The 18,260-nt window shown below is 35.7% G+C and carries 20 protein-coding genes, 1 other RNA gene and 1 pseudogene; 11 read left to right on the top strand and 11 right to left on the bottom strand.

Translation table 11 applies throughout. The features are described 5' to 3' along the window. Positions 1-178 precede the first annotated feature (178 nt). The 5 genes from V6670_RS01725 (at position 179) to V6670_RS01705 (ending at position 7,791) form a co-directional block, all read left to right on the top strand. A complete protein-coding gene (locus V6670_RS01725; protein ID WP_338652318.1) occupies positions 179-3,220 on the top strand; it encodes an ATP-binding protein in 3,042 nt (1,013 codons plus the stop codon). Positions 3,221-3,357: 137 nt separating this feature from the next. Then, positions 3,358-4,047: a response regulator transcription factor gene (locus V6670_RS01720; RefSeq protein WP_338652317.1), complete on the top strand. Its 690-nt coding sequence runs from the start codon at positions 3,358-3,360 to the stop codon at positions 4,045-4,047. Further along, entirely contained in the window at positions 4,044-5,030 is a 987-nt protein-coding gene (locus V6670_RS01715) for a sensor histidine kinase (RefSeq protein ID WP_338652316.1), read from the top strand. Before V6670_RS01720 ends, V6670_RS01715 begins: the two co-directional genes overlap by 4 nt. Before the next feature lie 168 nt (positions 5,031-5,198). Beyond that, a complete protein-coding gene (locus V6670_RS01710; RefSeq protein ID WP_036117879.1) occupies positions 5,199-5,960 on the top strand; it encodes an ABC transporter ATP-binding protein in 762 nt (253 codons plus the stop codon). Next, positions 5,950-7,791: an FtsX-like permease family protein gene (locus tag V6670_RS01705; RefSeq protein WP_338652315.1), complete on the top strand. Its 1,842-nt coding sequence runs from the start codon at positions 5,950-5,952 to the stop codon at positions 7,789-7,791. Before V6670_RS01710 ends, V6670_RS01705 begins: the two co-directional genes overlap by 11 nt. A 152-nt stretch (positions 7,792-7,943) precedes the next feature. Here V6670_RS01705 and V6670_RS01700 read toward each other — a convergent pair whose 3' ends face one another. Then, positions 7,944-8,384: a DUF2269 family protein gene (locus tag V6670_RS01700; RefSeq protein WP_036117885.1), complete on the bottom strand. Its 441-nt coding sequence runs from the start codon at positions 8,382-8,384 to the stop codon at positions 7,944-7,946. A 172-nt stretch (positions 8,385-8,556) separates the two neighbouring features. Here V6670_RS01700 and V6670_RS01695 point away from each other — a divergent pair, with 172 nt between their 5' ends. Continuing rightward, the gene (locus V6670_RS01695) at positions 8,557-9,195 is read left to right on the top strand and encodes a YfbR-like 5'-deoxynucleotidase (RefSeq protein WP_338652314.1); all 639 of its coding nucleotides are present in this window, start codon (positions 8,557-8,559) and stop codon (positions 9,193-9,195) included. Between the two features lie 103 nt (positions 9,196-9,298). Continuing rightward, the gene (locus V6670_RS01690; RefSeq protein WP_141905184.1) at positions 9,299-9,811 is read left to right on the top strand and encodes a zf-HC2 domain-containing protein; all 513 of its coding nucleotides are present in this window, start codon (positions 9,299-9,301) and stop codon (positions 9,809-9,811) included. A gap of 57 nt (positions 9,812-9,868) precedes the next feature. Here the strand turns inward: V6670_RS01690 and V6670_RS01685 are convergent, their stop codons facing one another. Continuing rightward, complete coding sequence (locus tag V6670_RS01685) at positions 9,869-10,207, bottom strand: zinc ribbon domain-containing protein YjdM (RefSeq protein WP_036117890.1); 339 nt, start codon at positions 10,205-10,207, stop codon at positions 9,869-9,871. A 246-nt stretch (positions 10,208-10,453) separates the two neighbouring features. On the opposite strand from V6670_RS01685, the gene ssrS reads away from it, so the two are divergent. Further along, positions 10,454-10,646: non-coding RNA, 6S RNA (gene ssrS, locus V6670_RS01680), on the top strand. A 274-nt stretch (positions 10,647-10,920) separates the two neighbouring features. Next, complete coding sequence (locus tag V6670_RS01675; RefSeq protein WP_141905185.1) at positions 10,921-11,379, top strand: hypothetical protein; 459 nt, start codon at positions 10,921-10,923, stop codon at positions 11,377-11,379. A 39-nt stretch (positions 11,380-11,418) separates the two neighbouring features. On the opposite strand, the gene ytxJ is transcribed toward V6670_RS01675, so the two are convergent. The 5 genes from ytxJ to V6670_RS01650 form a co-directional block, all read right to left on the bottom strand. Continuing rightward, positions 11,419-11,757 carry a bacillithiol system redox-active protein YtxJ gene (gene ytxJ / locus V6670_RS01670; RefSeq protein WP_036117923.1) on the bottom strand — a complete coding sequence of 113 codons (339 nt, stop codon included), beginning with the start codon at positions 11,755-11,757 and terminating at the stop codon, positions 11,419-11,421. Between the two features lie 100 nt (positions 11,758-11,857). After that, the gene (locus tag V6670_RS01665; RefSeq protein WP_338652313.1) at positions 11,858-12,271 is read right to left on the bottom strand and encodes a VOC family protein; all 414 of its coding nucleotides are present in this window, start codon (positions 12,269-12,271) and stop codon (positions 11,858-11,860) included. Positions 12,272-12,343: 72 nt separating this feature from the next. Further along, entirely contained in the window at positions 12,344-12,979 is a 636-nt protein-coding gene (locus V6670_RS01660) for a 3-oxoacid CoA-transferase subunit B (protein ID WP_036117929.1), read from the bottom strand. After that, positions 12,979-13,686 (bottom strand): CoA transferase subunit A, encoded by a 708-nt coding sequence (locus V6670_RS01655; RefSeq protein WP_058843972.1) that lies wholly within the window; start codon positions 13,684-13,686, stop codon positions 12,979-12,981. The genes V6670_RS01660 and V6670_RS01655 overlap by 1 nt, the downstream gene beginning before the upstream one ends. A gap of 83 nt (positions 13,687-13,769) precedes the next feature. Continuing rightward, a complete protein-coding gene (locus tag V6670_RS01650) occupies positions 13,770-14,678 on the bottom strand; it encodes a LysR substrate-binding domain-containing protein (protein WP_338652312.1) in 909 nt (302 codons plus the stop codon). 617 nt (positions 14,679-15,295) lie between these two features. Here V6670_RS01650 and V6670_RS01645 point away from each other — a divergent pair. After that, positions 15,296-15,451 (top strand): transposase, encoded by a 156-nt coding sequence (locus V6670_RS01645; RefSeq protein ID WP_338652311.1) that lies wholly within the window; start codon positions 15,296-15,298, stop codon positions 15,449-15,451. Between the two features lie 112 nt (positions 15,452-15,563). On the opposite strand, the gene V6670_RS01640 is transcribed toward V6670_RS01645, so the two are convergent. The 3 genes from V6670_RS01640 to V6670_RS01630 are packed head-to-tail and all read right to left on the bottom strand — an operon-like array spanning position 15,564 to position 17,060. Further along, positions 15,564-16,181 carry an NDxxF motif lipoprotein gene (locus V6670_RS01640; protein WP_338652310.1) on the bottom strand — a complete coding sequence of 206 codons (618 nt, stop codon included), beginning with the start codon at positions 16,179-16,181 and terminating at the stop codon, positions 15,564-15,566. After that, complete coding sequence (locus V6670_RS01635) at positions 16,178-16,744, bottom strand: DUF1700 domain-containing protein (RefSeq protein WP_141905191.1); 567 nt, start codon at positions 16,742-16,744, stop codon at positions 16,178-16,180. The genes V6670_RS01640 and V6670_RS01635 overlap by 4 nt, the downstream gene beginning before the upstream one ends. Beyond that, complete coding sequence (locus tag V6670_RS01630) at positions 16,737-17,060, bottom strand: PadR family transcriptional regulator (protein WP_141905192.1); 324 nt, start codon at positions 17,058-17,060, stop codon at positions 16,737-16,739. The genes V6670_RS01635 and V6670_RS01630 overlap by 8 nt, the downstream gene beginning before the upstream one ends. A 172-nt stretch (positions 17,061-17,232) precedes the next feature. On the opposite strand from V6670_RS01630, the pseudogene V6670_RS01625 reads away from it, so the two are divergent. Then, positions 17,233-17,529 (top strand): annotated as a pseudogene (locus V6670_RS01625) (hypothetical protein); the annotation flags it as partial. On the opposite strand, the gene V6670_RS01620 reads toward V6670_RS01625, so the two are convergent. Beyond that, positions 17,501-18,139 carry a LysE family translocator gene (locus V6670_RS01620; RefSeq protein ID WP_141905193.1) on the bottom strand — a complete coding sequence of 213 codons (639 nt, stop codon included), beginning with the start codon at positions 18,137-18,139 and terminating at the stop codon, positions 17,501-17,503. The pseudogene V6670_RS01625 and the gene V6670_RS01620 overlap by 29 nt on opposite strands. Between the last annotated feature and the right edge of the window lie 121 nt (positions 18,140-18,260).

The raw sequence follows: 18,260 nt of genomic DNA, 5'->3' as shown, positions 1-18,260 counted from the left end.
AAACTAATGAGATTTTACTTTTTTTCAGATTAATAGGAAAAAATCGATAGTACTACGACCTCCATATAGTTCTATTTATATAGGTTTAAAGTATTCTTTTACACCCCTTCATATTTCCTTTTTTCCAATTCCATGGCATGGTAGATGAAGTTATTTAAGAAAAACATTAGGAGGGAAAATGGCTGTGTTGAGAAAAACGACTATCCGACATCTACTTATTATAATTGCCATTTTTATAGTCCTTACTTCTTTACGATTGCTATGGTTAAACTACTTCCTGCCCTCTAATCATCAGCCTAGTGCCCAAGGTGGTATTGTAAATCTGAACAATCAGGACCATTTGAATGAAGAAGTTCTTTCTTTAAATGGCGAATGGCTCTATTCCCCTGGACAGTTCGTCAATCCTGAAAATAAAGGAAGTAGTCAAAAGACAAATATCGAGGACCATACTATCCAAACTCTTCCTACACTAAAAGGCGGGAAAACGACTCACCCCTACGGCACTTATCAACTAAAAATTCTGCTACCTAATCTTGCAGATAACAGCCGATATGCCATTCGTATTCCTGCTATCTCAACCGCCTCTTCCTTGTATATAAATGGCGAGCTTGTAGGACAGTCAGGTAAAGTGGCAGATAACAGGCAGGATCATAAAGGGCAGGCTGCACCCTACACAGTTTATTTTACAAATACGCAATCTGAAATGGACATCATGCTTCATGTATCTAATTTTGATACATCTAAAAGCCCGATTATTAATAAAAGGATTTCATTTGGCACTGCGTCAGCGATGACTCATCATCAATTAATTACAGGTCTGTCTCTTTCAACAATTGTAGTTATGCTAATACTGTTTGCTCTTTTTAGCATACTAGTATTTCTGTTCATCTATAGGAAACCTATCGTTTTACTATTTACATTTGGCTTTCTTCTACCCTTGGCAGATGAATTAATTACGTTTGATCGATCTCTGCTAGATTGGTTGCACCTTGATTATGTATGGTCCTATAAGCTTTCTTCTATTATTTTTCTTGGAGCCTCTTTTTTCTTTGTTCAATTTATGAGAGTCCTCTTGGTTAAATATCACAGCACTAAAACATTTCAATGGATTTTTGCCTTTTATGTACTAGACGCTGTATTCATTATAATTTTACCAATGTCGTGGCTGGTACCTACTAAAATGATTTTCTTCGTACTTTATCTAGTGTCCTTTCTCTACGTCGTGGTACTGGCTCTTAGAGAGTATTTAGAAAACCAAAAAAGGAGCTCTGCTTTTATTGCTCTAACAGCTGTTGGTACAACAAACGGTATTTTATGGGGATTAATCAAATCTATTTACGTATTTGATATACCTGTTTATCCATTTGATTATTTATTTGTTATGCTCGGTTTTTCTAGCTATTGGTTCAGACGTTTTCATGAGAACTCTCAGCAAATCCAAAAGTTAGTCGCAAAACTACAAAAGGAGGATACTTTGAAAGATGAATTTCTCACAAGTAATGCACAGAAACTGTGGAGTCCTATGAATAGGATGATTACCCTAGGTCAGTCCATTTATGATAATCCGAAGAATAGAATTGTAGCTGAAGATCATCGAAATCTTAAACATCTGATTGATATAGGTAGAAGTATGTCCTTCACATTAAACGACATACTGGACTATACCCGCTTAAAAGAGGGTAATTTACACCTTCATACACAAAGTGTAAACCTTCAAGGTGCTGTTTATGGGGTCTTTGATATGCTTCGTTTTATTACAAACGGAAAGCAAATACATATGGTATCATCGGTGCCTCGAAATTTCCCAAATGTGTTAGCTGACGAAAATCGCCTTATTCAAATCCTTTTTAACCTTTTGCATAATGCGCTAAAATATACAAGTGAAGGCTCTATAGAAATTACCGCTCGTGAGGAACAGCATATGGCCATTATCCACATTCGTGATACTGGACAAGGAATGGACGATTTTGTGAAAAGTCTTGTGTTTACACCTTATGAACAGGGTCAAGAACATGATGAAGGCATTGGAATCGGGCTTCTCATTTCAAAAAAACTAATTGAGTTACATGGTGGTACGATGCATATACAATCTGTTCCAAATAAAGGTTCAGACATTTATTTTACATTACCGCTTGCAGATGAAAGTAAACAGAGCGAACATACATCCTACATGTTTCAAGATAATACTCAGTTACCAACTATAGAAAAAAGGCTGTCCACAGTATCAGAAAAGCATTTCAGCATTTTAATGATTGATGATGATCCTACAAATTTAACAACGATGAAAAGTATATTTTCGAAGTCTGAATACAAAGTTACTACTGTTACAAGCAGTGAGAAAGCTTTAGTGCTCATTCAGCAAACATCATGGGATTTAGTGATTGTGGATGCAATGCTGCCCTATATTTCAGGCTATGCTGTAATCGAAAGAATACGAAAACAATACTCACTGCTTGAATTACCTATCTTATTACTAACAGTAAGAAAGCACCCTGAGGATGTTTATACAGGCTTTGCCTATGGGGCCAATGATTATGTAACAAAACCTATTAATGCATTAGAATTAAAAGTAAGAAGTCGCGCCTTAATTGATTTAAAATACAGTATTCAACAACACTTACATTTGGAAAGTGCATGGCTTCAAGCTCAAATCCAACCGCATTTTTTATTTAATACGCTCAATACGATTGCTTCTCTTAGTACCATTGATACCGAAAGAATGATTGACTTAATGCACCATTTTGGTGAGTATTTACATGCCAGCTTTGATGTTCGAAATCTTCAACGAGTTGTACCATTACAGCAGGAGCTCGAGTTAGTTCGCTCTTACCTTTACATTAAACAACAGCGATTTGGAGAATTAATTCATATTGAATGGGATATTGATGAAAATATAGAAATTGAAATACCCCCTATTTCTTTACAGACTTTAGTTGAAAATGCCATTCGACACGGTATTTTAAAGAAGACAGAAGGCGGTACTGTTTGTATCCGCATTAAAGATTACACAACTTATATAGCCATTAGCGTGATTGATGATGGTGTGGGAATTAGCCCTAGTCTATTAGAGGAATTACAAGCAAATCATGAAACTACATCCTCTGGTATAGGTATACGAAATACGGATTTACGCCTTAAAAGAATTTATGGTCAGCGATTACAAATTCAAAGTACAGTCAATCAAGGCACAAATGTAACCTTCCATATTCCCAAAAAATAATAAATAAAAGTCATTACATCCTCTTTCCGAGTTTGGAGTGGCTCTTATTCCTTATTTCAAGTTACAATTCTTCTATAGATTTAAGGAAATCAGGGTACATTATACATATAGAAAGAAGAAAGGAAGGATCGATAGATATGTACAAAATATACATAATAGAGGACGATGCAAATATTGCTTCACTAATCGTTGAGCATTTATCCAAGTACCAGTATGAATGCTATCCTGTCCAACAATTTCAGCACATTATCGAAGAATTTAATGCCATTCAACCCCATCTAGTCATTATGGATATCAATCTCCCAACCTATGATGGCTATTTTTGGTCACGAAAAATTCGTCAGCTCTCAACTTGCCCCATCATCATTGTTTCTGCCAGAGTAAATGATATTGATCAAGTATATGGTATTGAAAATGGTGCTGACGACTTTATCACGAAACCTTTTTCATTAGACGTCTTTATGGCAAAGGTTAATGGATTACTCCGACGCACATATGGTGAATATGCTTCAACCGAAACAACTACCATGACCATAGCTAATACTACATTAAATCCAGATACAGTTCGTCTTCAGTCAGAAGGTAATGAGAGCCTGTTAACATTAAAAGAAATGCAGCTAAGTAAGCTATTATTTGAAGCCTATCCAAATGTTGTGCCACGTCAAAAGCTATTAAGTGCTATTTGGGATGATGAAGCCTTTGTAGAGGAAAATACATTGTCCGTGAACATTGGTCGACTACGTAGAAAAATGGAAGCAATCCACTCACAGCTTGAGATTAAAACCATTCGTGGTCTAGGTTATCAATTAGTGGAGGAAGGTAAATGAAGCTATTCTTTCGAGAACATCTAAGTATTCTTATTCTCTATGGCATAAGCTTTCTGCTTTTACCTTGGATTATTCATACTTTAGATGACCTTGCGTCACACTATGGCTACTTTATCTTTCTTGCCAGCTTTCTGTTTAGTATATGGCTACTAGGTCGTTATTATCGTAGACGAAAGTTTTATAAACATCTACAGAAAGATATCCACACACAGGATGATCTTCATCTGTTTGAACCACGTGCACCAATTGAACAAGTTTATAGCGAAAGATTGAGACAAATACAGTATCTATTTTTAACTCAACAACAACAATTAGAAGAGCAAGCACAAGAAAAGCAATTGGTTCTATCACATTTTGCACATCAAATGAAGACGCCATTATCTGTTATTCAATTAATTGTTCAATCCGCATCCAACAAAACTACTGAAGAATTACTACAATGGCAAACCGTTAATAAAGAATGCGATAAACTGACATTTACACTTAATCAGCTATTAACGTATGAGCGCACATCTCATTTAGTAGCCGATTTAAAAGTTGAACCCATTGTTTTAAAGGAACTAGTGCAGGAGGTCATTAATGATTTGAAGGATTACTTTATCATGAATGACATTTTTCCAAAAATGCTGCTTGCTGAAAACCATATTATTTATTCAGATCGAAAATGGTTAAAAATCGTACTTTATCAAGTGTTCAATAACGCCATTAAATATAGTGACATAGCAAACACAATTCAAATTCATTATGACAACGCCACTTTACACATAAAAAACTATGGTGAAACAATCCCTACTAGCGAAATATCACGAGTGTTTGATTTATTTTATACGGGTATGAAGGGGCGAACGAGTGGCGAAGCAACAGGTATAGGATTATATTTAGTGAAAAAGATATTAACTACATTAGATCACCCCTTCACTCTTCAATCCTCTGACCGTGTTACGACTTTTTCCATAAATTTTTCAAACAGCCAAAAAAAATAAACATAGGAACTGTGTCAGCCAAGAGGGCTTTTTCTACTATGACGTCATCCTTTATCAACATGAACGAGATGACAACTTTGTCATCTTCACGTCATCAAGCGAAATAGGTTATATCCCGCTCCTTTTTTATACTAAAGTTATCTAATGATCATAAAGGAGTTGTTTCAAGTGGGGAATACAATACTTCAAGTAACCAATTTACAAAAAGAATACATCGGTGAGCTCACATATAAAGCGTTAAACGGAATTGATTTTCAGCTAAGTCAACAGGAATTCGTAGCTGTCATGGGTCCTTCTGGTAGTGGAAAAACAACATTTTTAAATAGTGTATCTACTATTGATCGGCCTACTGCTGGTGATATCATCATCAATAATAGAAATCCCTATGTCTTAAATGATGAAGAACTCGCCCAGTTTAGACGCTCTGAACTAGGCTTTGTTTTTCAAGATTTTAATCTTGTGCATACACTAACAGTGAAAGAAAATATTTTATTGCCATTAACATTAGATAGCTTTCCTGCACCCAAAATGCGTCAGCGCTTAAAGCATGTCGCTCAATTTCTTGGTATCGAGGAACTGTTACCTAAACGTATTTATGAAATTTCAGGCGGACAAAAACAACGAGTAGCCATAGCTCGAGCTGTTATTCATGAGCCTAGCCTATTGTTAGCAGATGAACCTACAGGAAATCTAGATTCAAAGGCGGTCAATGATGTGATGAACTTATTTACCTCCATTAATCACGAGCTCAAAACAGCTATTCTCATGGTGACCCATGATCCTTATGTAGCCAGCTTCGCCAATCGAATTATTTTTATGAAAGATGGCAAGTTATATAACGAAATACATCGTGGCAACAACCGCAAGCAATTTTACCAAGAAATAATGGACACGCTTGCTTTTTTAGGTGGTGGGCATCATGAGCTTTAATCACATCGTCCTTCAAAATATTTTACGGGACAAATGGACATACGTTTCTTATTTCTTAAGTAGCATGTTTTCCATTATTATTTTCTTTTTATTTTCTGTGATCGTCTTTCATCCAAGTCTGAAAAGCTTAGACCCCGATTCGACACTTGGTATCTCACTGATGTTAGCTAGTATGCTCGTTTATTTATTTTCTTTTATTTATATCACCTATTCAATTATGGCGTTTTTACGCAAGAAGACCAAAACGCTAGGAATATTTATGATTACGGGAGCTTCCATGAAGCAAATTCGTATGCTTGTATTCCGAGAAAATCTGTTAATTGGCATTTTAGCTATTCTATTTGCAATCGTTCTTGGGCTTGTCATTACGCCACTTTTTTTAATGGGGGCCAAGGTTGTTTTAAAGGCAGAAACGTTTGGTATGTATATGCCTCTACAAGCAATTGGCTTAACGATTGGCTTATTTCTGATTTTATTTGTGGTGATATCGACAGTCATAACGAGGTTCATTAATAAAGAAGCATCTATTCAGCTCTTAAAAAGTGATACGATTATCGAAAAATCGATTAAGCCGCATTATGTGTTGTTCATTTTAAGCATAATGATAACTGGTATATTAGCGTACTTCTTAAAAACCGAGCATGCCATTGTAGACACGCTAGGTATTCTCTATTATCTGTTATTTTTCACTAGTATTCTTTGTACAATTCATTTAGTCATCGCACAGGGCTTGAGGCTATTTTTAAAAATATTTGAAAGGTCCCCTTCCTATCTTCGTAAAACGAATATGCTGTTGGTATCCAATTTAAATGCAAAAATGAAATCACATGCAAATATGCTGTTTCTAGTCACTATCCTATTAAGCGGTGTCTTTCTATGCACTAGCATTTTATTTAGCTCTTATTACAATGTAAAAAAGGACAGTGAAGAAAATTACCCGTATAGCTTTCAATACATTGCTGATCCAAAGGCTGACGACAATATGGTAAAGGCTGATCTTGATTATCTTGAAAATAATCTATCATCGGTTCGTGCACAAAAGTTTTTTATTGAATTTAAATCAAATGAGGATCAACGCATTGGCTATATGGCATTATCGGATTACAACCTGTTACAACAACAGGAAAATGTCCTACATCAAAATGAATTTATTGCTGTAGCAGGAAGTCGAGGTGTAGCGACTATAACAGACAATGCCAGTGACCCGTATATAAAGTCGTTCAAACTTACTAAAACGATTGAGCAAAATCTGCTATCTACTGGTTTCCAGCATAGTTATTTCATTGTACCTGACAGCATCTACCAAGCCATAGACTACCCAGTTTATAAAACCTATATTTATGAGCTAGACAACTGGGCAGCCCATATAGAATTGGCGAACACAATTACTGAAAACATACCATCTCTACCTGGAGAACGTTATGTTACTTCCAAAATTGATTTGTATGACACGGAGATGTTTATCAAAAGCGTCATGTTCTTTATAGGCTCCATGTTAAGTTTAATTTTCTTAAGTGCTGCCATGAGTATACTGTATTTCTATTTGCAAACTACATTACTACAGGAGAAGGAAAAATATATTGGCATCCGTAAGCTAGGGCTTTCCAAAAAAGAATTAGCTACTGTTATTGCCAAAGAGTTAGCGATTCTTATATTTGTGCCGTTCACTATTGCCATTATGCTATTGCTGATGACATTATTGTCTATGCGTACAATGGTCTCTACGGCATTTTTACAGGTTTCCATGGCTAGCTCTTGCTGTTTCTTTGTGCTTTTCCTCATTAGTTACCTATTTATTCGTAAAAGCTATTTTAAACGCCTTGTAAGCTAAAAAGGCTGGACCATAACTTTGGCCATCATGCAATCTAGATACAATTAACAAATAGATATACGCAGAAAACCCGAACTATGACAAGACACTAATTGTGTTTTGTAAAATAGTCCGGGTTTTATTGGCTAAAATCTTTTTGTTCCATGCTCTTTTTACCAGAAAATCGGCTTTGCTACCATTAACCAAAGCATGATAAGCAATAATAAAATATACATCCATGTTTTACGCTGTAAAAGAGAAACAAATTGTTGTTGATTATAAGAAGGCGTATTAAATGTACGTAACGTCGGTTTAAACGCTCTAGCTAAAAATACAATGGATGCAAACATCACAAGGAAGGTCATGACAATCCATGAAGTATTCCAATGATAGCCCGCATACCACATTAGCAAAATACCTGAGGCTACTAGGACATGTCCTGAATGTTTAACAATAGCAATGGCCCCTTTAAACGCTTCTATATATGGTGGCATTTCATCATTGGAAGCTGTGCGCATTTTTTTAACAATAGTTAACACAACGAACAAAGGCCCAATCGAAAGAACGGCACTTAAAATATGTATATAAAGAAGAAGTGTATAAATGGAAAACATGATGTGTACTCCCCTTTTCATCAGTCCTCTACATTATAGCACCCAACCTAAGTCTACTTTATCAGCAATTGTGAATCCTTTGTAAACACAGCTTGAATCATTGTTAACTTGTTTGAAAACTGCACAAAGAGGGTATTGTTTATAGTAACATGCACTTATAAAACAAAAAGGAGTGATTTTTATAGGAATTCATCAATTTTTTACAAGCCTTAATGACTTAGAGCGTATCATTCGCTGTCCTGGTCGCTTCAAGTTCGAAGAGCATAATGTGGCTGCCCATTCTTGGAAAGTCTCACAATACGCCATGTTCTTCGCAACATTAGAAGAAATGAATGGAGCAGAAGTGGATTGGAAGTCTTTATATGAAAAAACCATCAACCATGACTTTGCTGAAGTTTTTATTGGAGATATAAAGACCCCTGTCAAACATGCGAGTCCAGAGCTAAAGCAAATGCTAGCACATGTGGAAGAAAAGATGATGGAAAAATTTATTATCAATGAAATTCCACAAGAATTTCAGGCTATATTCTTTGAACGGATGAAGGAAGGTAAGGACAATACGTTAGAGGGGCGTTTACTCGAATTTTCGGATAAGCTCGATCAATTTTATGAAGCTTTCGCTGAATTAAAGCGTGGCAATACTGACAAAGAATTTGTCTATATGTACCAATCAGCTCTTTCAAAGCTTTTGGCGATTCCACTTGAAGCAACAGTGCAATATTTCCGCACCGAAATTTTAAAGGATGCAGTAAAGGAAAAAACGCATATCGATATTCAAGCCTTAACAGATGAAGTACTAACAGCCGAATAAATAAGATGCATGTACAAGTTTTCCGATTGAAAAATTCACGGAAGGCTTTTTTTATTTTCTAAAAAAATCGTATAATGAAAGGACATGGATTGGAGGGAAAGTATTGTCACAGGAATGCTCGATTGTAGAAGATTTAATACCTCTTTATAAAAAACAAATGCTGCAAGCACTAACGATAGAATTTGTAGAACAACATCTAACAACTTGTCAGCAATGTCAGCGGCTAACCCATTCACAGCCAACTCAAGATGAATACTTACCCATGAAAAGAACATTATCCTTTTTTCACATCATATTTATTGTGTTATCTTTTATGTTTGCCATTAATTCATCCTTACTCGGCAATCAAAAAGGCTTTGTTATCTCGTATGCACTTTTCGGTTGTCTTTCTTACCTTTTCTATAAAAACATCTGGATTGTCTTTATCATAAGCTCCGTGCCTGTATTTGTTTGGGCTATCATTAATAATCTAAATAATGGGCTCTATATTACAACCTATTCCTTCACAGAGATAGGAGCACTCGTGATTGGAGCCAGCTACATCGCTCTTTTACATACAATTTTCGCCTTATTAGGTGCAGCTTTTGCCATTCTACTACGTAGGTTTTTTCAATAAATAGTTATACAAAAAGCACCTTAAACTGATTTCTAAAGTTTAGGTGCCTTTTGTTTTTTATGCTTTTTTCACGAATTCTGACTTTAATTTCATAGCACCAAAGCCATCAATTTTACAGTCAATATTGTGATCGCCTTCTACAAGACGAATACTTTTTACCTTTGTCCCAATTTTTAAAGTGGAAGAACTACCCTTCACCTTTAAATCCTTAATAATGGTAACTGAATCGCCGTCAGCTAACAGATTGCCATTTGCATCCTTTACAATAAGTGCATCCGACTCCTGTTCTGATGCGTTCATACTCCACTCATGTGCACATTCCGGACACACATAGTTTACGCCATCCTCATACGTATATTCAGAATGACATTTTGGACAATTTGGATAAGCTGCCATTTCCGCTTCCTCCTTTACATATTTTCTAGGAAAATCCTCTTTATGCTCCTATCTTTACATAGTCAATCATAATAAGTAAAGACTGTTCGTATTTTTCGTTCGTATTTGTGAAAAAAATATGAAGCAGTGGCACCATTTTGAAGATATTTTTAGATGCCGATTACACCATTTGGAACACTTGCCCATTGACTAATTTGCAGTAATCATCTTACTTGCATGTTCGTCGATCATGCTTTATTATATCCATAAAGGCTGCATTGTTCGTATAATATTAAGTTTTAACCTTTAAGCTGTAAAAGGGAGTTTTATTATTGGAGTTGGAATGACGGGCCTCACACTACGGTGCATGAGGATAAGCAGGAAAACTTCTGCGAACACCCACTTTGAGGAGTGGTGGTTTAAAACTTTCTATAATAACTACGGCATACGCGGCTTTTTTATATTACCTATATAGCACCTTAGCCAATATGGCCAAGGTGCTTTTTTCATCAATGGTGTTAAATTTTTTTTGCAAATACCTTTTTAATATACTTTCCACTTTATAAATTTCATTATAGAAAATGTCATAACCTTTTACATAATATGGAACGTTTCTTCTTTATATAATACGACTAGTTCCCCTCCTAATTTAAAAAGTCTGTACAACCTTTCCATAGCCTGTATAATTCCCTCCCATTTTGCGCATATATGGAGTAACAAGGGAGGTTAGGATATTGAAAAAAATAATTTATTTACTTGTATTCACTTCACTACTTTTAGCAGCCTGTGGAAAAAGTACGGAGCCAAAGGAAGTAGCCGTCGATCAAAACACGACCGTTGAAGATATAGTAGGTGCGATTGTGAAAAATGAATTCTCTGTAGAGGAATCTAAAGATGGTGTTGTCACAATTTCCATTCAGGATACAGATGTGACAGAAGGATCAAAAAGTCAAATGTTGAAGGATTCCACTAAAATTTTTGCTGAATTATCCAAGCTAAAAAGTGTGAAGACACCTGCTATTACTTGGTATGCTCCTCTCACTGAGCCTGATGGTGATAAAACAATGACAGAGGTCTTGAATATTTATTTTAGTGAAGAGGATTATCATAAAATAGACTGGGCAAATTATCTACAGGTGGATATAGAATCTAGCGCTACGAACTATCACGAAGATGAGGCTTTAGAGGATTAACCATTAAGATACCCCACAACCTATTGTGAGGTATCTTTTTTAAGTCGTTGTTTTTACATACTGCTTTATAGCCTCTACTAAAAGAGGTTGTTTTATCTTGTCATGTGTTGCTTGCCAAATTCCCTTCCCATCCTGCAATATTAATAGCTGTGGTGATTCATGCTTCACCTGAAGATCACCTGCAATAGCATTAGAAACCACTCTATCCATTTGGACAATCACAAGATACTTCGGCAATTTTGTTATGAGTGCTTTATATTCCTTTATAGCTGCAATACTGCTCATACATGTCATGCTAATTTTTAATACAAGACATGGCATGTGCTTTGATTGCTCTAAGACCTCGCTCCAATTATCCAATGTCTTTATTCGTTGCATAGCATAACCTCCTTTATAAATCATTATATACCACAATGGGTATTTATCATCATAAAAAAACACGAGACTACATGTATGGCTCGTGCTTTGGATTCTTTAGTTAGATGCCTGCTGTATTCATTAATACAAGACGCCAGCCATCTGGGTCTTCAATAGTTATCCCTTGCTCTGCCCAATAAGGATTTTCAGGCTCCACTTCGGGATATCCCATAAGTTCGAGACGTTCGGTAATACGACGAATGGTTTCATTATTTGGAATATAAAGTACTAAAAGGTTGTCCTTAGTTGGTGCAGGACAAGGACTTCCATCAATATGCGCTGTAAATTCTAGGTGATAGCCTACATTCGGGAGACCAATCATAATCCCATCATAGCCACGGTGTCCCGTAAAAGAGCCTATTTTCTTTAAGCCGACTCCTTCACAGTAATAACGCTCTATTTCTTGTAATTGATCTGTTGGTCTTGCTATTCTAACCTGTGCAACTGCTAATTCATTTGTCCATTGTTGTTCCATCGTTATGCCTCCCTTTTTAAACTATTGTAGAATGAGACAATAATGCTGGAAACAGTCCTAGGTCTGAAGTTATTATGCTAAAGCAACGCTAAACGAAGCAGCAGTCTTCTCTTTTACTTCCTCCAATGTAACACCTTCTGCTAACTCTATCAGTTGCATGCCATCTTTAGTAAAATCAAAAACAGCTAAGTCTGTAATTAAGCGATGTACTACTCCTTTACCTGTTAAGGGGAGCTCACATTGCTTTTTAATTTTAGATTCACCGTTTTTATTTACATGCTCCATTACGACGATCACTCTTTTAGCTCCTACAACAAGGTCCATAGCGCCACCCATTCCCTTTACCATTTTCCCTGGAATCATCCAGTTCGCAAGGTCTCCTGTTTCAGATACCTCCATGCCACCTAAAATGGCAAGGTCAATATGACCGCCTCTAATCATTGCAAATGATTCTGCACTGTCAAAGAAGGATGCTCCTGGAACTGCAGTAACCGTTTCCTTCCCCGCATTAATTAAATCAGGGTCAACGGCTTCCTCTACTGGGTAAGGTCCAATACCGAGAAGGCCATTTTCAGATTGTAACAGCACGTCATAATCGGCTGGGATCACATTGGCAACAAGTGTTGGGATGCCTATACCTAGATTAACATTCATCCCATTTGCTATTTCCTTTACTGCTCTGTTAACCATTTTTTGTCTTGTATCCATTACGCTTCCCCCTTTTTCACCGTTAAACGCTCGATACGCTTCTCATAATTTTCACCTACTAATACACGTTGTACAAAAACACCTGGTGTGTGAATGTGATCTGGATCTAGCTCGCCCACTTCCACAATTTCTTCAACCTCAGCAATCGTAATTTTCCCTGCCATAGCAGCCAATGGATTAAAATTACGTGATGTTTTTCTGTAGACTAAATTTCCTTGCTTATCTGCTTTCCATGCTTTGACAAGGGCAAAATCAGCCACAATGCCTTCTTCCAGAATAAATTCCTTCCCATCAAAAACCTTTACTTCTTTTCCTTCCGCAATTGGCGTTCCAACACCTGTCGCAGTATAAAATCCTGGAATTCCTGCGCCACCTGCACGTAGTCGCTCCGCAAGTGTTCCCTGGGGCGATAATTCCACTTCTAGCTCGCCACTTAAAAATTGTTGTTCAAAAATTTTATTTTCTCCTACATAGGAAGCCACCATTTTTTTTATCTGCTTATTCGCTAAGAGTAGACCTAAACCCCAATCATCTACACCGCAGTTATTACTGACAACCGTTAAATCCTTTGTGCCCTGCTGTACTAGCGCTGCAATCGATTTTTCCGGTATACCACAGAGCCCAAAGCCTCCTACAGCTAATGTGTCTCCATCTCTAATATCCGCAACAGCTTCCTCAAACGAACTCCATACTTTCCCATTCCCCATCTCGAAACCCCCTATAATTGCTCGCTTATTAAGAAAAATTCTACATCATTGCTATTTTACAAGTAAAGGAATTAAATCGAATACTATTTATTCCTCATTGGAATAAATCTATTTTCAGTATTTCTACCAATCGTTTTGAGTAACTGCTTTAATGCATAAGATTGATACGTATTTTTCTTCGTAATAATCCCTAAACGCCATGGCATATGAAATTGATGTAATGGGATCGTTCTCACATTGGCATTTGTTTGCTTCGCGGCAATTGAGAAGGGTAACAGTGTAACACCCAGATTGGAGGATACTAATTCCAAAATCAAATCCCATTGTGAACTTTTATAGCCGACTATCGGTGTAAAGCCGACACTTTCACATGATTTAATAATATAGTCATGGAGCGTGAACTCCTCTACAAAGATAATAAACGTTTCGTTTTTTAAATCCTTCAAAGCTATAGAATCCTCCTTTGCCAATGGATGGGATTCATTCATAAATACAAAAAATTGATCCTCTACAAATGGCTGAACGGAAAATTTCCTTTCATCTGCTGGTAATACAACAATGCCCATATCAACATCACCATTTTCAACTAGCATTTCTACCATTTTCGCGCCTCGTTCGACAAGCTCTAAACGCACCTCTGGGTATAGTTGATGAAATTTCCTAGCGATTTCAGGAAAAAATAATGTGCCAATTAGAGGTGGAATCCCTAATTTGATAGCGCCTGTTTTAATATTCAATAAATCATCCAGTAAAATATGCAGCTCTTGAACACCGTGCAATATTTTTTGTCCCTGTTGAAAGACAATGCTCCCTGCGTCTGTTAGCTCTACATTGCGTGTAGACCTGTTCAACAATTCAACTTGTAATGTTTCTTCTAATTTCTTGATGCTTTTGCTTAATGAAGGCTGAGATACAAAGGAATCATTTGCAGCCTTTGTAAAACTTCCATGTTCAACCACAGCCATAAATGCTTTTAAATCCCGTAATTCCATAAACATCTTCCTCATTTATTCATATTTATTATGAAATGATATGTAGAATTCCTTTTAGTAATAAATTCTCCTCCAATTCGTTTATTCCTCTGCTGTATAAAGGAACAATAAAAAAAGCCCAACATTTGGTGCTGCACCCCAAAAGCTTGATATGCTCTCCAATAAGTAGACAGTTTAAAAAATAAAATCTGTTTGCCTATTGGGGAGATTATTTATGCGAAACTATAGCTTTTCAAAAGAAGAAAAATTAGAGATTCTAAATTTTTATGAAAATAGCCAATTCACTCTTAATGAGGTGGCTGAATTGTATAAAGTTGATTCTAGAACGATCAAAGATTGGTAAAATAATTACTTCTTTTTTGGATATAACGGACCAACCGAGGCTTTTTGGGGTATGCTCAAATGCGAAAAATACTAGTTAAATAAATATGATACATATGAAGCGCTAAAAGAAGCGATGTTAGGATACATTTTGTTTTATAATTCAGAGCGCTATCAAGAAAAATTAAATGGCTTGAGCCCCTTGGAATTCCAGGGTTCAAGCCGCATAAAGCATTTTTATTATTTCCCCTGTCTACTTGACAGGGAGCAATTCAAACTTTTTGGGGTGTTTTTCTATGACAAAATATAGTGATGAATTTAAATTGAAAACTGTTCAAGAATATTTAAATGGGTACCTGAGATACTTATTATTAGCACAAAAATATGGTATTCCATCGCCTATTAAACAGTGGGTAAAGGCTTACAACGAAAAATTGGTTAATGATGAATAACACTTTATGAAACAAACAGGTGCTTCTTATCAAAAAACAGCGATTCCCTACTACATATTCATAAAATTTAAATCAATTCGAAGCACGTCAATTGTATTGTTTTGGCATACTTTTACTTTATGTTATGTTTCCGTCCAAATGCTTTAGTATCAATATTTTTCTTATCAAGAAATTCTTCTATTTTTTTCTGTTCCCTTCCATTCACCACATCACTTTTGTTAATGATTGATTCAATGTTTATTTTTGAAAATACTCCTTTATTTACGTCCTCTGTAAAATTACTAAGGATTTCATCTAGTTCATAAAAAATCTCATTGTAAGCTGTAATGTACTGGCTAATTCTTTCAGCCTCTTTTTGATAACCTTCAGGTAATGTATTATTTAAGATATACTTAGAAAAATTCTCATCATTTTCTTTTGTAAGATTAGTAATTTTGGCCAACTTCTCTAATTCATTTTTGTTTAATTCCTTTTCTTCATCCATCATCTCTTGAAATGGATAACTAGCCTTATCTAATTCTTCATGGCTATCTAGGTATGTTTTGATGCTTACTTTTATTTCTTCTTCGTCAATTACACTATTTTCTTTTTCAGAAGTAAAAATTTTACTAGGAATCTCTACGTTCTGCGTAAGAAGAACTTCATCTTCTGTCGTGTCAATATTTTCTTCCTGCGAACATGCGCTTAATATAAAAAGAATGAAGCAGCTAAAAAGGATTCTTCTCATCATAATCTCTTCTCCCTTGCAATTGACATATTCCATTTCAAGTATTTAATAAATAGTCTAACGAAAGATTTCCCTATATAATATCCTAGGACTGCTAAAATAGAACCGATAATAAGCCCTTTTATGGATTCAAAAATTTCTCCTGTTCCAATGGTGCTAAATCCATTAACAAAGCCCATTATAATTAAAATCAGTGGAGATAGGATCATAATCGGTACTCCAATGATGTAAGCTAATATAAATGGTGTAAGAATTAGCAGTACAAACAGACTCATTAGGATAATAATACAATTAATTACACTTAATCCCATAATCGATATCAATGCCGTATACATACTTTTAATGCTTTTATTCTCTTCGGCCATATAAATGGCATTAACAGCATTTAATTCTTTAGCTAACTGTTTAGGTGAGCCAAGGGCTTCTACAATCTGACTTTCTGTTTTTCCTTCCTCTACACCAATCGTAAAATATTCCTCATAATCTTGTAAGATTTCCTCTATTTCGTTTTTTGGGAGCTTCCGTAAGTACTTTTCCAAGATTGATAAAAATTGTTTTTTACTCATGGGAGATTCCCTCCTTTATTAATTGATTAACTCCCTCAGAAAATTCCTTCCACTCGCCCACTAAATCATGTAAATATTTACGGCCTTTATCTGTAAGCCTATAATATTTTCTTGAAGGACCTTCACTGGATTCTTGTAAATAGGTTGTAAAATATTCTTCTTTTGTTAACCTTCTTAATAACGGATAAACAGAACCCTCCGATATTTCAATTTGGTCAGAAATTTTCTGGACGAGTTCATATCCATATCGATCCTTCTTATCTAGCAGTACAAGCACGCATAGTTCTAGAACGCCCTTTTTAAATTGCACGTTCAATGTATACTCACCTCGTCTCTTCAATGTTTATATACTTTAATATATAGTACCTTTTAATAAACAGTACCTATATAAAAAATAAAGTAGATAATTATATTATAACAACTAGTACTGTTTATTGCAAGGTACCATATATAACTAATATCCTTTAAAAGTGTTATACCGCAAATGATATCCTCAGCTCTATTCAAGAATAGGATTTGCCCACGAATTTGAGAAACTAAGTAAAGATGAAACTCACCATATTGTAGAGTATAAATGGAATTAATTAGGACTATCTATAAAGCTTGAGGACTTTTCTGAGTATGAAGTAATAACGAGCATAATAAAGATTACTGGGGAGAACTTTAGGCTCATCCAGAGACTATTCACTCAAATTGAAAGAATACTTAATGTGAACTGCTCCCTGTCAAGTAGACAGGGAGCAGTTCATCACTACCTTAGTGGGCTTTTTCTAATGCCAGTTTAATACCGAATCCAATTAATACAGCACCCGTTACGCCTTCAATTATTGCCTTCGTCGATGGCTTTTTCATAAAGGCGCTAATTCGATCTAATAGGTACACATAGAAGACAAACCATAACATTGTTAATGCTGTATAAATGAGACCCATTATTAAAAAAGGAAAAAATGTGCCGCTTGTGCTGTCTACAAATTGAGGTAAAAATGTTAGGAAAAATACAGCGACCTTTGGATTAGTCACATTTGTGAGAAACCCTTGTTTAAAGCAGGACTGTTGCGAATATTTGTGATCCATATTTGCATCGTCCTGCACTACAGGTGATTGTGTGCGAATTGTACGTAGTGTCCATAATGTTTTGATACCTAAATAACATAAATAAACTGCGCCAATGTACTTTAAAGCAGCGAATACATAGGCAGATTTCACAATAATAGCAGAAAGACCAATTACAGCTGCACATGTGTGAATGAATAAACCACAACAAGATCCTAAGATCGTCTGTAATCCTCCCTTTCTACTTACAGTCAAGGTATTCTTAGTTGCAATCGCTGTATCAGGACCAGGTAAAATAATGAGTAAAATGCACATAACTAAGAACACGGATATGTTAACCATAATACATCTCCTTTCTATGTCAGAAAATTATAAATAATTTTAACATAAGCAATGACCTACAGAAAGATACAAAATAATATCATCTTTTTCCAGCGACATACAACCATAAGGTGTTATGAAT

The organism is Lysinibacillus sp. Y5S-8 (assembly GCF_036894365.1).
GTDB classification, from domain to species: Bacteria; Bacillota; Bacilli; order Bacillales_A; family Planococcaceae; genus Lysinibacillus; species Lysinibacillus fusiformis_D.
The sequence above is the reverse complement of the archived record's forward strand: the minus strand, read 5'-3'. Positions and strand labels throughout refer to the sequence as shown.

Coding starts and splice junctions, on each gene's coding strand:
- V6670_RS01725 (WP_338652318.1), top strand. CDS start 179: ATGGCTGTGTTGAGAAAAACGACTATCCGACATCTACTTATTATAATT.
- V6670_RS01720 (WP_338652317.1), top strand. CDS start 3,358: ATGTACAAAATATACATAATAGAGGACGATGCAAATATTGCTTCACTA.
- V6670_RS01715 (WP_338652316.1), top strand. CDS start 4,044: ATGAAGCTATTCTTTCGAGAACATCTAAGTATTCTTATTCTCTATGGC.
- V6670_RS01705 (WP_338652315.1), top strand. CDS start 5,950: ATGAGCTTTAATCACATCGTCCTTCAAAATATTTTACGGGACAAATGG.
- V6670_RS01700 (WP_036117885.1), bottom strand. CDS start 8,384: ATGTTTTCCATTTATACACTTCTTCTTTATATACATATTTTAAGTGCC.
- V6670_RS01685 (WP_036117890.1), bottom strand. CDS start 10,207: ATGGCAGCTTATCCAAATTGTCCAAAATGTCATTCTGAATATACGTAT.
- ytxJ (WP_036117923.1), bottom strand. CDS start 11,757: ATGCAACGAATAAAGACATTGGATAATTGGAGCGAGGTCTTAGAGCAA.
- V6670_RS01665 (WP_338652313.1), bottom strand. CDS start 12,271: ATGGAACAACAATGGACAAATGAATTAGCAGTTGCACAGGTTAGAATA.
- V6670_RS01660 (WP_036117929.1), bottom strand. CDS start 12,979: ATGGATACAAGACAAAAAATGGTTAACAGAGCAGTAAAGGAAATAGCA.
- V6670_RS01655 (WP_058843972.1), bottom strand. CDS start 13,686: ATGGGGAATGGGAAAGTATGGAGTTCGTTTGAGGAAGCTGTTGCGGAT.
- V6670_RS01650 (WP_338652312.1), bottom strand. CDS start 14,678: ATGGAATTACGGGATTTAAAAGCATTTATGGCTGTGGTTGAACATGGA.
- V6670_RS01645 (WP_338652311.1), top strand. CDS start 15,296: ATGACAAAATATAGTGATGAATTTAAATTGAAAACTGTTCAAGAATAT.
- V6670_RS01640 (WP_338652310.1), bottom strand. CDS start 16,181: ATGATGAGAAGAATCCTTTTTAGCTGCTTCATTCTTTTTATATTAAGC.
- V6670_RS01635 (WP_141905191.1), bottom strand. CDS start 16,744: ATGAGTAAAAAACAATTTTTATCAATCTTGGAAAAGTACTTACGGAAG.
- V6670_RS01620 (WP_141905193.1), bottom strand. CDS start 18,139: ATGGTTAACATATCCGTGTTCTTAGTTATGTGCATTTTACTCATTATT.